The 14,151-nt window shown below is 67.5% G+C and carries 14 protein-coding genes; 13 read left to right on the top strand and 1 reads right to left on the bottom strand.

The genetic code is table 11. From position 1 onward, the window contains the following. The 12 genes from ACZ7L0_RS26780 to ACZ7L0_RS26835 all read left to right on the top strand — a co-directional run. Nucleotides 1-877: hypothetical protein (locus ACZ7L0_RS26780; RefSeq protein ID WP_471245114.1), on the top strand; the 877-nt coding region annotated here is incomplete at its 5' end. A 368-nt stretch (nucleotides 878-1,245) separates the two neighbouring features. Beyond that, nucleotides 1,246-1,503: a hypothetical protein gene (locus ACZ7L0_RS26785; protein ID WP_471245115.1), complete on the top strand. Its 258-nt coding sequence runs from the start codon at nucleotides 1,246-1,248 to the stop codon at nucleotides 1,501-1,503. A gap of 470 nt (nucleotides 1,504-1,973) precedes the next feature. After that, a complete protein-coding gene (locus ACZ7L0_RS26790) occupies nucleotides 1,974-2,384 on the top strand; it encodes a hypothetical protein (RefSeq protein ID WP_471245116.1) in 411 nt (136 codons plus the stop codon). Between the two features lie 86 nt (nucleotides 2,385-2,470). Next, the gene (locus ACZ7L0_RS26795; RefSeq protein ID WP_471245117.1) at nucleotides 2,471-4,783 is read left to right on the top strand and encodes a tetratricopeptide repeat protein; all 2,313 of its coding nucleotides are present in this window, start codon (nucleotides 2,471-2,473) and stop codon (nucleotides 4,781-4,783) included. A 303-nt stretch (nucleotides 4,784-5,086) separates the two neighbouring features. After that, nucleotides 5,087-5,821, top strand: coding sequence for a hypothetical protein (locus ACZ7L0_RS26800; RefSeq protein WP_471245118.1), 735 nt, complete (start codon nucleotides 5,087-5,089; stop codon nucleotides 5,819-5,821). Between the two features lie 192 nt (nucleotides 5,822-6,013). Beyond that, nucleotides 6,014-6,385 (top strand): hypothetical protein, encoded by a 372-nt coding sequence (locus tag ACZ7L0_RS26805; protein WP_471245119.1) that lies wholly within the window; start codon nucleotides 6,014-6,016, stop codon nucleotides 6,383-6,385. Nucleotides 6,386-6,499: 114 nt separating this feature from the next. Next, the gene (locus tag ACZ7L0_RS26810; RefSeq protein WP_471245120.1) at nucleotides 6,500-7,198 is read left to right on the top strand and encodes an ABC-three component system protein; all 699 of its coding nucleotides are present in this window, start codon (nucleotides 6,500-6,502) and stop codon (nucleotides 7,196-7,198) included. Beyond that, nucleotides 7,191-7,529 carry a three component ABC system middle component gene (locus tag ACZ7L0_RS26815; protein WP_471245121.1) on the top strand — a complete coding sequence of 113 codons (339 nt, stop codon included), beginning with the start codon at nucleotides 7,191-7,193 and terminating at the stop codon, nucleotides 7,527-7,529. The genes ACZ7L0_RS26810 and ACZ7L0_RS26815 overlap by 8 nt, the downstream gene beginning before the upstream one ends. Before the next feature lie 1,449 nt (nucleotides 7,530-8,978). Further along, nucleotides 8,979-9,680, top strand: coding sequence for a hypothetical protein (locus tag ACZ7L0_RS26820; protein WP_471245122.1), 702 nt, complete (start codon nucleotides 8,979-8,981; stop codon nucleotides 9,678-9,680). Then, a complete protein-coding gene (locus tag ACZ7L0_RS26825; RefSeq protein ID WP_471245123.1) occupies nucleotides 9,677-10,123 on the top strand; it encodes a MarR family transcriptional regulator in 447 nt (148 codons plus the stop codon). The genes ACZ7L0_RS26820 and ACZ7L0_RS26825 overlap by 4 nt, the downstream gene beginning before the upstream one ends. Before the next feature lie 66 nt (nucleotides 10,124-10,189). Beyond that, the gene (locus tag ACZ7L0_RS26830; protein WP_471245124.1) at nucleotides 10,190-10,573 is read left to right on the top strand and encodes a hypothetical protein; all 384 of its coding nucleotides are present in this window, start codon (nucleotides 10,190-10,192) and stop codon (nucleotides 10,571-10,573) included. Nucleotides 10,574-11,028: 455 nt separating this feature from the next. Further along, nucleotides 11,029-12,429 carry a Tn3 family transposase gene (locus tag ACZ7L0_RS26835; protein WP_471245125.1) on the top strand — a complete coding sequence of 467 codons (1,401 nt, stop codon included), beginning with the start codon at nucleotides 11,029-11,031 and terminating at the stop codon, nucleotides 12,427-12,429. Here the strand turns inward: ACZ7L0_RS26835 and ACZ7L0_RS26840 are convergent. Next, a complete protein-coding gene (locus ACZ7L0_RS26840; protein WP_471245126.1) occupies nucleotides 12,366-12,779 on the bottom strand; it encodes a hypothetical protein in 414 nt (137 codons plus the stop codon). The two genes, ACZ7L0_RS26835 and ACZ7L0_RS26840, sit on opposite strands and share 64 nt — an antisense overlap. Nucleotides 12,780-12,789: 10 nt before the next feature. Here ACZ7L0_RS26840 and ACZ7L0_RS26845 point away from each other — a divergent pair, with 10 nt between their 5' ends. After that, nucleotides 12,790-13,869 (top strand): transposase, encoded by a 1,080-nt coding sequence (locus ACZ7L0_RS26845; protein ID WP_471245127.1) that lies wholly within the window; start codon nucleotides 12,790-12,792, stop codon nucleotides 13,867-13,869. Nucleotides 13,870-14,151: the final 282 nt, after the last annotated feature.

Here is a 14,151-nt window from a genome sequence, read left to right on the forward strand (position 1 = left end):
CCGGCAAAACGACACCCCAGTACCGCCGCACCCCAGCCCAGCACCAGTGAAAACCGATGACGCACACCCAGTGCACACCACACGACGCCCATCACTCGAGGGCGACTCCCTGTTTGGCAGGATGCCGCCGGAGGGGGTGTTCATGGTCAAGGGGCCGTACAGCCATGGGAAGACGCAGGAGGAAGTGGCCCGGGAGGTGAGGGTCCACATGACTCGGATCAACCGGCGCCGCCAGCGTTTTCAGTCTGCTAACCAGCATGCTTTGCGCGATGTACGAAGGCATGTCGCCGAGGCCGTCGCGGCAGGTGTCAGTGCCGAAGAGGCCGCAGCTGTGACCGGTTACAAGCTGCAGACGATCGCGCGATGGCTGGTCAAGCGGAAGAGTGCGGTGCGAGCGGTGCCAGTGGAGAGGGCGCGTGAGCAGCTTGATCGGATCGGGGAGCGGTGGCGCCGTACTAGTCAGGAAGAGTTGAGGATCTCGAGGAGGGCGCGGGCGCTCGTGCGGAGAGCGATGGACGTGGGCATTGAGGCTGAGGAGTTCGCCGAAGTGACCGGTTATTCACTCAAGACTGTAAACAGGTGGTTCGCGTCGGTTCGTCGTGCTTTGGAGCAGGCTCAGCGGCAGCGGGAGCTTGCGGCTGCTCGCCGCGGTAGGAGGCGCCGGCCGCCTCAGCATCTGTCGCCTGCTGAGCGTGAACGCTGGCTCGTTGAAGCGGAGAGGAGGCGCAGGTGGGCTCTGCAGAGGCATGGGTTGAGGTCGGGACGGGGCCGGCGGGCGCGGGGCGGGCAGCTCGAGGTGCCTGCGGCGTCTGCTCGTCGGTTGAAGAAACCCTCGATCGGTGCGGCTAAGCAGCACCGGAAGCGCCGCCAGAAGTGATCCGCGCCACACGCGCGTACTCGCGCGCGTGGACGTGCGCACGCGTAGCAGACAGGCTATTTGCTACTGGCTGGTAAGTGCGCTGTTTTCCAGGCGTAAGTGACGGGTCGTCCGGGGCTACTGTCGATGCACTCCCGGCAGTTGGATGTCCGCCGGATGGTCATGCAGCCGCCGGGAGGGTCTGCCGGGGGAGCGTGGCTCTGTCACTGCCTTGGCGGGCGCACCTTTGCGACAGCAGTAACCCTCGGCACAACCGGCTGAGGGACGAGTCGGGGCCTGCCCGTCGGAATCTTGGCGGATCGTGGCGAGCAGGCCCCCAGACCCCAGAAGGGCCCATGTCCATGACGGTACACAGCGAAGGACAGCCCGTGCCCGCCGCCGGCAGTGGGTTGGCACACACCGCGAGCGCATCGAGCCCCGCGCGGCAGCCGCAGACGACGACGGTCAAGATCCTTGCCGTGCTGCTGGCGGTGATGACGGGCGTCGCTGCCGCCCTGGCCGCCTACATCACCGGCGCCCACCTGACCAAGGACGCAGCCGAACCCATCGTCTGGGCAGCCGCCACCTTCGTGACGACCACCGGCCTGGTCATCCTCCTGGAAGAAAAGACCGGCCTCATCGGGTAGCTACTCGGGCGCCCGCGTCTCGGATCAGGAACCCCCTGAGGTGCTGTAGGGCGATCTGACGGCCGAACAGGCGAACCCACCAGGGTGAAGGTCCGTGCGGGGGTGAAAGTCAGGGAGAGCGCCGTACAGCGCTCTCCCCGGCCCACTGTGAAGCCCACCTACGGCACGGCGTACGAGGCGCGGCAGCAAGTTCCTAGTGGCTCCGTGGCCTCCGGGGGCGGGTCGCCCGCGGCCTGGCCGCCTGCGCGCAGTGGGTGGAGGGAGGGCCGCCGACCGGTGCCGCGCGGCCACAGCAAAGCATCGCCAGACGTGCTTGTGGCGTGGCGGTGGCTCCAACGCCCTGAACCGTATGAAGGACGAACACTGGTCACTGTCTTGTGAGCGATACCTGGGCTCGGGTGGCGGTCTGTCTGAGCCGGGGCGAGCCCGCTCAAGCAGTGACTGTCAGTCCCCCCTGCGATGATGTGGGTGTGACAGGACGAGCGCGGGTCGCGGTTTGGCTGTTGGTGGTGCTGCTGGGCTTGGCTGCGTTGGGGCTGGGCATCGTCGCGGCGGTCACCGATCTCGACACATCTGCCCAAATCGCTACCGTGGCAGGGTCGATCGGCGGTCTGGCCGCTGCTGTGGTGAGCGTATACGCCCTTCTGCGTCCGCCTGCCGCCGGCGTCACACCCGCCGCGACGGCGGCGGGAACACGGTCGGTCGCGGCTGGCGGCAGCATCGGACGCGCCGTTACCGGCGATCGTTCCCGCCTCACGGCCGCCCCTGTGATGCCACCGGCGGCAGGAACTTCGGGGTCGGCACAGGCCGGCGGTGAGCGCGCCATCGCAGCTGCCGGCGAAGTCGGCGAGGCAATCACCGGGGACGACGCGCACGCATGAATCGGTGGAGAAGGAAATCCGAGACAGCAGCGGGTACGCACGACTCACCCGCTGAGCACGGTGCCCAGCCAGCAGACGGTGCGGCAATGGCCTCAGGCACCCGTTCCGTCGCGGCCGCAGGGAATATCGGCGTAGCCACCACAGGTGACTACAGCCCCGTGACGGTCATGGTGCACGTACCGGCCCCGCTGCCCACCGCGCTTGCTTCCCTTCCCGCTGCGCCCGCCATGCTGAGCGGGCGGGATGCGGAAGTCGCGCACGTCCTGTCGGCCTTGCGTCCCGTCGTATTGCGTCAGCAAGATCCGGACTTCCCTGGAGGCCCTGTAGCCGCCGCCCGTCAGGATGTCCTTCCCCCCGTGCTCGTGGCGTCGATCGGGGGTCTTGCTGGCGTGGGCAAGACGGCACTTGCCCTCACGGCCGGGCATGCCGCGACTGCAGCCGGCTACTTCGACGGCAGTCTCTTCATCGACCTGCACGGGTACGACGAGAGCCCGGTTCACGGCGGTCAGGCTTTGGAGGCGTTCCTCCGCGCCCTCGGTGTCGCCCATGACGCCATCCCGGAAGCGATCGAGGAGCGTGCGGCGCTGTATCGGACCGAGCTGGCCGCGCTGGCCGACCAGGGACGACGCCTGCTGATCGTGGCCGATAACGCCTCGAGCGCCGACCAGGTGCGCCCTCTACTCCCCGGCGACGGCGCGCACCGGCTCCTGATCACGTCTCGGCATACCCTGGCGACGCTGAACGCGCGGCTCTTCGACCTAGGTGTACTAGCCCCTCAAGCGGCGGTAGCGCTCCTTCGTCACGCGCTACTGATGGCCGACCCCGCCGACCGGCGCGTCACCGACACCAGCACAGACCTCGCAAATCTGGCGCGCCTGTGTGGACACCTGCCGCTGGCGCTTCACATCAGCGCCGCCCTGCTGATCCTGGAGCCCTGCCAGACCGTCGCCCAGCTCACTGCGGAACTGGCAGCGGCCCAATCCAGGCTCGGCTTCCTGGACGACGGCGAACGTGCTGTACGCGCGTCCTTCGACCTGTCCCACCGTCGGCTGCCCCCAGATCATGCCGCACTCTTCCGTCTTCTGGCGCTCAACCCTGGCCCCGACATCGGGATCGGCGCGGCAGCGGTCCTCGCCGACCGCCCGCTGCCGGCAGTACGCCCGGTGCTGCGGGGTCTCGTGCAGGCGCACCTGCTCGACTGCGTGAACCAGCGCTGGTCGATGCACGACCTCGTGCGGGACTACGCCACCGAACTCGCACGCAGCGTCTCGAACCCGCAGCACACTGCCGCCGAAAGCACCGGTCAGGAGGTTGCAACGGAACAGGCCCGCCGGCACCGTCGGCTGCTGGAGCACTATGCGACAACCGCCGTCTCTGCGTGTGCGCGTCTCGGCGTGCAGGCATCATCGCCTGCTCCAGGCGACTTCGCCGATCAGGACGAGGCGCTTGCCTGGCTGGACGACGAGCGGGGCAACCTGACGGGGTCCGTGACCGCTGCGGCAGACACCGGACACCACGACATCGCTGTCAACCTTCCGGTGGTCCTCTACGACTACCTCACCTGGCGCGGGTACTACGACGACCTGATCTCCGTCACGACGACCGCATGCCGCATCGCCCATCAGTCGGGAGCACTCGCTGCCGAAGCCGGGGCTTGGAACAACCTCGGCATCGCACTGAGCGAGGCCTCACGCTACGAGGAAGCTTTCCGCGCCTACCATCGGGCGCTCGGCCTCTTCACCTCGCTGGGCAACGACAACGAGCGGGGCAAGGTACTCAACGGGCTCGGCTCGGCCCTGCGGGAGTCCGGAAGGCCTGCCGAAACGCTGAGGGCCCACCTGGAGGCTGTCGCGATCCAGCGGGTTGCAGGTGACCTGCGCGAACAAGCCGCTGCACTGAACAATCTCTCCCTGGCTCATCAGGATCTCGATGACTACGACAAAGCGTGCGCAGCGGCGGAAGAGGCCGCCTCCCTCTTTCGGCGGCTCGGCGACACCGTCGACGAAGCAAGCGCCCTCTGCACGGCGGCTTTCGCCCTACAGGCATGGGGAAAGATCGAGGAGTCACGCGTCGCCTGCCGACGTGCCCTCAGGGCCAGCCGCGCCGCAGGAAATCCCCTCGTCGAGGCAGCAACCCTGATGACCTGCGCCCAACTGGACGACCTCACCCCCCAACAGCAGATCGAATATCTGCTGCAGGCGGAGGCGGCATGCGAACGGGCCAATGCCGCCGAACTCCGAGCCGCGGCACTGTCCGGCATTGGCGTGGCACTCACCACGACAGGCGAAAGGGAACAGGCAGCCCTCTACTTCGGGCGCGCTCAAAGCCTGTTTGAAGAGCTCGGTCTCACCGAGCAGGCAGCAGAGGCCGGCAAAGGAATCGCGGCGCTCCAGTCCTAGCTAGCCCGTGCTCTGCGCCCGGAAACGGGCTGCCGACGAGCAGCGGCGCGGTGCATCATCAAATCGACGTTCCATGAACGAGATCCGAATCGATGCCGTGTCTCCAAGCGTATGGAGTCTCCGCACGGCGCTGGCACCGCAGGTGATCCCGGCGCACTCCCGCCCCGACATCTCCCGTCACGGTGCCAGAAGCACTCTTTCGGCACGCCCGCTCCTGAGTGCTCCAAGATAGGGCTCAAGTACCGTCACGGAGGGGGATCTCGGGTGCCTGGACTTGGGTGGGAAGACTGGTCAGCCGCGAGGGTGGATCCGAACCACCTGCCGACCAACTGGGGCTGGAAGGTGACACGTCCTTCGGGCCGCGGCCTCGGGGACGACCTGGTCGACTACGCCGCCGCCCTCCGCGACCGCCGCAGCATCCTCATCGAGGAATCGCCCGGTGTCGCGTTGCGGCGCCGCAAGCAGCCGTGGCACCGGGCAGCCCCGTACGCATCAGGCGCGTCCTACCTCCCGTTCACGGCCGACATCCCGTTCGGGCTGTGGATCATCAGCCTCACCCCGGGCGCCGACGAGGAACGGTTCGGACAGACCTGGGGCCAGACAATATGGTGCCGTGTGCCGGCCTGGTGGGCATTGGGACCGCAGGGCCGAACAGCAGCAGCACTGCTGGCCCGGCTAGAAAAGCTGACCTGGGAAGAAGTCCTCACCCTGCGCCGCTCCTACAACCAGGCATGGCCAGCCGACCGCGAAGACCCAGCCTGGTACGAGGCGCGAGACCTCGCCGCGACCACCAGCAGGGCCCAACTAAAGAACGTGCTGATCAAGCACACCGAAACAGCACTGGACCGAGCAGCCCGCACGCACGGCAAACGCGTGCGGGACTTCTCAGACGAACAGAAGTCCGTGTGCTTCGCCGCCGTAGCACTCGCGATCGAGGACCTCTCCTCCAGCCTCGCCCACCGCCTCCTCGGACCGCTCCGCCACGCACTCGGCGACGTCCACACCTACCCCGTCCCCTCATGGGCCGACAACCTGTAACTCGAGTCGACCTGCGAGTCAGTTGACGCCCACCAAAACGGACTCGACACGTCACTCCCCGCCGTCGCCCGGCTATAACGGCACCGACGGCAACCCCACGACCAGGGACGGCACCCCACCTGCCCTACGCAACTGCGTTCGAATAATGTGATGTCCTAGACAGGCCGTTCTCGACATCGGGAGACTGAGGTCATGGCGTCCTCCGCGCATGAGGCATCGGCGTCCGCTCTGGGCTACCTCTTCCAGGCGCAGCTCGCCCTGCTTGAACTCCTGCGCGGGCAAGAGGAGCGGCCGGACGGAGCGATCAGCCTGGAACTCCACGACGACGTCGCGTGGGATGAGGACGGCCAGCCCGTCGAACTGCTGCAGGTCAAGCACCACATCCGCAGCGTGCGCGCCCTCGGTGACAAGGACGACGACGTGTGGCGGACGATCCAGTCCTGGATGGACACCCACACACCCGGGGACACGGACGGGCCGACGCTGACTCTGGTCACCACCCAGCAGGCGAGGCCAGGTACAGCGATGGCAGCGCTCAAAGCTCCCAATCCAGCGCCAGCCTAAGCCCTAAAACTCCTGGTCGCCGCAGCGCAGGAATCGAATGCCAAGGACACCAAAGAGGCCCGCAAAGCATTCCTGGCTCTCCCGCCGGCGCAGCGCGCCGTGTTCGTTCAAAGGATGCGAGTCATCGACGGCGCCCCGCCGATCGACGACCTCGACGCGCAGGTACGGGTGAAGCTCAGGGCCGCGCTGCCCGACGGGCATGGTGACTCCTTCATGCGGCAGTTGTGGGCGTGGTGGTACGAGCAGGCCGTGGAGATGCTGCAGAAGCGGCATACCAGCGTCTCTGTGAACCGGCTGATGCAGCGCATCAGCCGCATCCGCGACGACTACACATCCGACCGGCTGCCCACACTGGTGGAACGTGATGACTTCCCAGCAGAGGCGGAGGCTGAGCTGTCCGATGCACCCTTTGTCCACCAGTTGCGCTGGGTCGGCGCGCACCGCCAGCTGAACAAGGCGATGGTGGACTATTACCGCGCCTACACCCAGACAGTGGCCTGGCTCGAAGACGATCTGGTTGACCTCGAAGAACTGGCGCGCTTTGAAGGCAACCTCGCTGATGAGTGGCAGCGGGAGTTCGACTGGATGCTCGACGACCTGGGCGATGAGGCCACTGAACGCGAGCAGGAACAGGCAGGCAAGGCACTGCTGCGCAAGACCCTGGACCAGACCCGATACCGGATCCGTGAGGCCTACGACGAGGCGTTCTTCTCTCGAGGCAAGCACCATGAGCTGGCCGACCGGGGCCGGATCGGATGGCATCCTGACTTCGAAGAGCGGGTAAAGAGCCTCATCAGGGCCGCCCGTGCCTAGCTGGGCGGAGCGGCCCCAGGCCAGCGCCGCCTTCCTCAACCCCGCACTCGTCGCCGCCGTCACCGCCACCGCGGCGAGCGACCACGAGCGCGCAGCATCCGGCAGGCTGATGCCGTGGCCGATGGCCTTCGTCGTGGCCCCGCTGGTTTTGCACCGGCCGACTCGGCAAGCGCTGCCCGCCTCTACCCGCACCCATCTGCCAAACTGGGTCGCGGATCACCCGGCACTCGTCGCAGGCCTCGCGGTCCGCAGCATTTCGCTGGCGCCGGCTGTCCGGGAGGGCCTCCGCTTCGGGCTTCGCCACCAGATGCTCGCCATCGAGGGCCCATGAGCCTCCCGGCCCGCCTACCCTGGCGGCTGTCGCTTCGGCGTTCACGGGTCATGGCTGCTCCGGCGGCACCGATAGTGCGGCGCCGCGGGCAGTGGGTAGCCAGTTCGGTGGTGCACGGCTCCGCGGTGCAGGTCGGTGACACGACCGGCGACGTGAACGTCGTGGTCGGCACCGAGCATGCGCTGTGGGGCGGCGAGACCGGCGGGTGGGGTCGGCCGCCCGGGCCACGGCCCGGATGCCGCCACGCTTCCGCCGCCGGGACGCAAGCTTGGCCTGGTGCCGTTCGTGCCACAACGGGCCCAGCTCTGCGACGAGTTCAGCGATCACGTTGGCCGACAGGCCCGTGATCCTCCGGTCGCTGATGATCGCTGCACGAAACGCGTTCCCCACCACACGACCATGATCGACGATCAGAAGCTCGGCGCCTCACTGCCTACCGTGCACGAGCTCGTTAGATTTGAGGTCGCGCACGCTGCCGGTCCGGTAAGCGGCGTGTGTCTGCTCGGCCTGGGGAAGTGGCGAGGTTTGCGCTGATTCGGCGAAAGCTCTTCCCGCGCCCCTGTACATGCAGTGGCACTCTCGGGCACTGGCGCCGAGGGTCGGCAGCTCCTCAGCCCTGGCGGGCTTGCGGTGCCCCGACGGGGGCCCAGTCGCCATGGGCGACTAACTAGTCTTTTGGGGCTTTCAATGCAGAAGCGTGGCTGAGATCGGGAATTGGTTGCCGTGACACACGCGCGCCTACTCGTTCGGGTGAACGTATCGCCGTGGCTGACGTTCGGTGGTCCGGTAGAGAACGAGCCGTAGGAGCTGACGAACGCGTTAAAGCAACTGCATTGGTCGGCGAAGGTCTGTGGACCGCCAAGTCCGGCCCGCGACGCGTTTACCCGACCGGAGGGTTCGGCGTGAGACACCTACCCAGCTCTCCACGCTTCCGTCCGCTCCGGGCGGAGGATGTGATCACCGCAGGTCCTTGCTGGTTGAGACGCCTCGACTGTTCCTAAAGAGCCGCTGGTGTAACCCACTAGGCGAGCCGTGCGACTGTGCCGCACGTGAAGCCGCCTCAGCCACAACGGTGTCGGGCCAGCCACCCCGGGTGGACCTCAGCCACTGATATGTACCGAGATGAAGAAACCGCAGGTCAGGGCGTTGCGAATCGCGAGATGCGTACCGGCTGAGGTGACATAACGCGGTTGATATGTACCGGCTGAGGGGGCAGATCTCCGGTTCAATGTCAACCGGAGGCGACATAGATTCACACCGCGTGTCAAGTAGAGGCGACACCTAGGACGGATGTATCCCATGTGGAGACCGTCCGACGGCCAAGGGGGAGATCTGTCCCTCCTGAAGGGACACAAGTCGCGCGGCATGTCGTGTCGAAGCGACATCAGTGTCAAGCAGAGGTGACATACTGCTGCGCGTCCGGAGATCAACAGTATGGAGAGCAGCCTCGTGTCGACAGAGCCGCAGCGCCGCCGTACGAGCGCCCGGGGAGCGCCGCAGCCGAAGCTGCCGCTGCCCGATCCGGCTGACGCCTGGGACCGGCCGCTACGGCCCGTCAAGGACCTGGACGACGTCGCCCGCGCCTACCCCGGCCGCAAGCTCACGCTGGACAGCGAGCGGAAGCCGCTGGAGTTTTACGGGCCGCCGGACCAGCCGAACGCGTTCTCCATGGACAGCCTGGAGTTCTTCCTGCTCATCGCACAGTTCTTCCGCGAGGCGTTGCCGCTGCGGCTGATCCTGCTGATGATTGCGTGCCAGAGGGCCGGCGGGCGGATCTACCTGACCCAAGAGGAGATGGCGCATGTCCTGGACGTCGCGCGCACCAAGGCGAACGAGGCCCTGGGCGAGATCATGTCCCACGGCATCATGTTCCGGGTGAAGCGCGGGGTGTACCAGTTCAACCCGCCGTACTCGTACCGGGTCGCCGAGTTCATCCCGGGTACCGAGACTGTGGAGGCTGAGTACCGGCGGGTCGACCAGCAGGAGACCATTGCGAAGATCCGGGCCGACGAGAGCCTGCCCGATCTGGTGCGTTTCCCTTCGCTGGAGCACATGCGCCGGGAGATCGAGCGGCTGCGCGAGGAACGGGCGAAAATGCGTGCTGAGCGCCGCCGCGAGCGGGCGCAGAAGAAAAAGGAGGCCGAACAGTGAGCGGTCTGCATTTCGCCGCGGTCAACGCTGAAGGCATCGTCGCCGACCTGGACCTGCTGCCCGCGGCCTACCGTGTGCTGCTCAAGCTGCGCGCCCACAGCGAACCGGGTGGCCGCATCGAGATCGACCAGGTCACCCTCGCGCAGATGCTCAGCCTGAGCCGGGCCGCCGTGAACGCGGCTCTGCGCGACCTGGACCTGGCGCAGCTGGTGAAGAAGCAGCGCGCCGGCGTCTACCAGCTCAACCCCATGCTCGCCGCCTACCTCTCCCCCGAGGACGCCATCGCGGCGGTCAAGACGATGCCGAAGAACGAACGCCTCAACTCCCCCGGCTTCGTGGAGCGCTACCGCAAGGCCGTTACGGCTTACCAGGATCAGCTCGCCGAGAAGCGTCGGCGCCGTGAGGACGCCAAGCGGCGCCAGAACCTCAAGGCCGTGTCCTGACCCGGGCCACCGATCGGCACGACGGCGCTGCACCTAACGGTGCGGCGCCGTTCGCGTCCCAGGTCGTTGCCTTCCAACGGGAACCTCGCCGACGGCTGGAGCGAACAGGCGCTGTTCCAGCTGATCGCGGTGCTGATGCCCGGGGCCCGGGCGGTACTACGCCGGATCACCGACCTGGGCGGCACCGCCCGGTACGACGACGTCCAGCAGTACTTCGCCCACCACCCCACGCACCCGATCTCGCTCTCACGGATCGGCGGAAGCCTGACCAGCATCAAGGCGGTGCAGCGACGTCTCGGCCCGGACATCGCCAGCCCCCTGCTCCAGCGGGACGAACGAGCACGGCGCTACCGCATCGACGATGCCCTCGTGCCCGGGCTTACGCGGGCCTTTGCTCTGGCCGATGCCCGTCCCGACCTGCTGCGCGACGAGTCGGCACCGGTCACCTGACGCGGGCGCTCCAGCGGTACAAGAACGTCTCGCCCTGCCCCGAGCGAGGTGGATCGGCACACCGGTCAGCAGGGTGCCGACGTCCATCGTCTGTCCGGGCTGCAGCACGGTGAAGCCCTGGCGCGTGTACTACGGCCCGAGGGCGCGGGGCGTCTCGAACCCGCCGAATGGCAGCACTAGTCCAGTTGCCAGTAGGCCCGGTAGTCCCAGCTCGGACGCCAGGGAACAAGTAACCCGCCGGTAGGTTCCGAGAGGCTTGCAGCTGCCGTTTCCTGGCGCTGGGGCGCCTCGTTGGGTTGACCGGGTGAACGCCCGAAGGCGCGACGACGGCAAGGGGCGGGTGTGCGGCAGGAGTGGTCGCCGGAAGACGTGGTGGCGTGCTGGACGCTGGTGGACGGCGACTGGGACCTGGTGGCGAACAAGTCCGGCCCGACCCGGCTCGGCTCGGCTTCTGCATGATGCTCAAGTTCTTCGAGATCGAGGGCCGGTTCCCGCAGCCCGCTGTCGCGTACGTCGCTGGTCTGGTCAAGGTGCCGACGGTCGAACTCGCGAAGTACGACCTGGCGGGCGCGAAGCGGCACCGGAAGCAGATCCGGGAGGCGTTGGGGTTCCGGCCGTCGACGTTGGTGGAGGAGGAACGGCTGACGGAGTGGATGGCGAGGGAGGTCTGCCCGGTCGAGCTGGTCGAGGACCGGCAGCGGGAGGCCCTGCTGGTGCAGTGCCGTGTCGAGCGGATCGAGCCGCCGGGCCGTACCCGTGTCGAGAAGGTGCTGGTGGCGGCACGCAACCGGTGGGAGCGGGCGTTCTGCGTGCGGACCATCGAGCGTCTGGGCGAGTTGTGTGCGGGCCGGCTGCTGGCGCTGGTGGCCGAGGGAAACGACGACGGCACCGCACTGCTGGCCTCGCTGAAGCGGGACCCGGGCGCGGTCGGTCTGGACTCGCTGCTGACCGAGATCACGAAGCTGAACAACGTGCGCAGGCTCGGGCTGCCCGAGGGGCTGTTCGCGGACTGCTCGGAGAAGACGGTGGCCGCGTGGCGGGCGCGGGCGATCAAGATGTACCCCTCCGACTTCCGCGACACCAGCCAGGACGCACGGATCACGCTGCTGGCCGCGCTGTGCTTCTCCCGGCAGGCGGAAATCACGGACGCGCTGGTGGAGCTGCTGGTCGCCCTGGTCCACAAGATCAACGCCCGTGCCGAGCGGCGGGTGGAAAAGCAGCTCACCGCCGAGCTGAAGAAGGTCCGCGGCAAAGAGGGCATCCTCTTCCGCTTGGCGGAGGCCGCGGTCGGCAAACCGGACGAGATCGTACGGCGGGCCCTGTTCCCCGTGGTCGGTGAGAAGACGCTGCGCGAGCTGGTCGCCGAGGCGAAGGCGAACGAGAAGGTCTTCAAGACCAAGGTCCGCACCACCCTGCGCTCCTCGTACAGCTCGTACTACCGGCAGATGCTGCCGCCGCTACTGAAGACGCTGGGCTTCCAGTGCAACAACACCGCCCGCCGGCCGGTGATGGACGCGCTGAAGCTCCTGGAGAAGTACGCCGAGGTCGACGGCAAGACCCGCTTCTACGACGGCACCGACACGGTGCCGATGGACGGGGTCGTACGCAAGGACTGGCGCGAGGCCGTCGTCGACGACAAGGGCAAGGTCGAGCGCATCCCCTACGAGCTGTGCGTCCTGGTCGCGCTTCGGGACGCGGTCCGGCGCCGCGAGATCTACGTCGAGGGAGCGATGCGTTGGCGCAACCCGGAGGACGACCTGCCCGGCGACTTCGAGGCCACACGCACCGTCCACTACGCCGCGTCCGCCAGCCCCAGGACCCGAAGGAGTTCATCACCGGCCTCAAGCAGCGGATGACCGATGGCCTGGACCGGTTCTCCGCCGCGCTGGCCGACGGCTCGGCGGGCGGGGTCAAGGTCACCACCCGCAAGGGCGAGCCATCGATCACCGTGCCGAAGCTGGAACCGCTGGACGAGCCCACCGGCCTGGCAGCGCTGAAGGAGGAGGTCGTACGCCGTTGGGGCGTCCTGGATCTGCTGGACGTGCTGAAGAACGCCGACTTCCTCACCGCCTTCACCGACGAGTTCACCTCGGTGGCCGCGTACGAGCGCATCGACCGCGACGTCCTCCAGCGCCGCCTGCTGCTCGCGCTCTTCGGGCTCGGCACGAACGTGGGCATCCGGGCCATCGTGGCGACCGGCGAGCACGGCGAGAGCGATGGCCGCGCTGCGGCATGTCCGCCGGCACTTCATCACCGTCGACAACCTCCAGGCCGCCGTCACCAGACTGGTGAACGCCACCTTCGCGGCCCGCGACACCGCATGGTGGGGCCGTGGAAACGCGTGCGCCTCGGACTCGAAGAAGTTCGGCTCCTGGTCCTCGAACTTCATGACCGAGTACCACGCCCGCTACGGCGGCAACGGCGTGATGATCTACTGGCACGTCGAGCGCAAGAACGTCTGCATCTACTCCCAGCTCAAGAGCTGTTCCTCGTCCGAGGTCGCGGCGATGATCGAGGGCCTGCTACGGCACTGCACCGACACCGAGATCGAGTCCAACTACGTCGACACGCACGGCGCCAGCGTGATCGGGTTCGCCTTCACCGAGCTGCTCAACTTCCGCCTGCTGCCCCGGCTGAAGAACATCGGCAGCATCCGCCTCTATCGTCCGGACGACACCCCGCCCGGCTGGCCCGCACTCGGAGCCTCCCTGACCCGGCCGATCCGCTGGGACCTCATCGAGCAGCAGTACGACCAGATGGTCAAGTACGCCACAGCGCTCCGCCTGGGGACGGCGGAGGCCGAGCAAGTACTGCGGCGATTCACCCGCGGCGGCCCCAAGCACCCCACCCACGCTGCTCTGGAAGAACTCGGCCGCGGGGTGCGCACCATCTTCGCGTGCGACTACCTCGCCAGCCCCGGCCTATGTCGCGAGATCCACGGCGGCCTCCAGGTCGTGGAGAACTGGAACAGCGCGAACACCGTGCTCCACTACGGCAAGGACGGCGCCCTCACGGGGCCGGACAAGGAGCACGCCGAGACCTCGATGCTCGCCCTGCACCTGCTTCAGTCCGCGCTCGTGCACGTCAACACGCTGCTGTTGCAGCAAGTCCTCACCGAACCCGCCTGGGCGAAGAAGCTGAGCGAGGAGGACCGGCGCGGGCTGACCGCGTTGTTCTGGTCGAACATCAACCCGTACGGCACCTTCCGGCTGGAGATGGACAAGCGGCTCGACCTCGGGTCGTCCGTCACCCTGCCCCATCCCCGCTCAGCGGCGGGCATCACGCCAATCCCGTAAGGCTGATGCCCTCGTGCAGGCCAGCCCGGCCGGCGGCCGAGCACAATCTGCCAGGGGCAGGCCTGTCGGCATGAGCAGCGGATAGGCCTGCCCTGGAGACCGTCAGGCGCTCAAGGGGCTCGCCCCCGCGAAGTCCTCGGCGACGACGCTCCCCTGGGCACGAATCGTCGCAACCGGCGGTTCAGCGTTCGACGCTCGGGTCGCAGTTGGGCGTGCAGCTCTGCGGACACGAGCTTTGCGGGCACGCGGGAAGGTCCTCGTCCTCCTCGCGTTCGACGCTCG

The organism is Streptomyces sp. NPDC039424 (genome assembly GCF_055639495.1).

Bases quoted from the DNA above. Each gene is read 5' to 3' on its own strand.
- ACZ7L0_RS26835 (WP_471245125.1), top strand. From the start codon at position 11,029: ATGATGCTCAAGTTCTTCGAGATCGAGGGCCGGTTCCCGCAGCCCGCT.
- ACZ7L0_RS26805 (WP_471245119.1), top strand. From the start codon at position 6,014: ATGGCGTCCTCCGCGCATGAGGCATCGGCGTCCGCTCTGGGCTACCTC.
- ACZ7L0_RS26795 (WP_471245117.1), top strand. From the start codon at position 2,471: ATGGCCTCAGGCACCCGTTCCGTCGCGGCCGCAGGGAATATCGGCGTA.
- ACZ7L0_RS26810 (WP_471245120.1), top strand. From the start codon at position 6,500: ATGCGAGTCATCGACGGCGCCCCGCCGATCGACGACCTCGACGCGCAG.
- ACZ7L0_RS26845 (WP_471245127.1), top strand. From the start codon at position 12,790: ATGGCCGCGCTGCGGCATGTCCGCCGGCACTTCATCACCGTCGACAAC.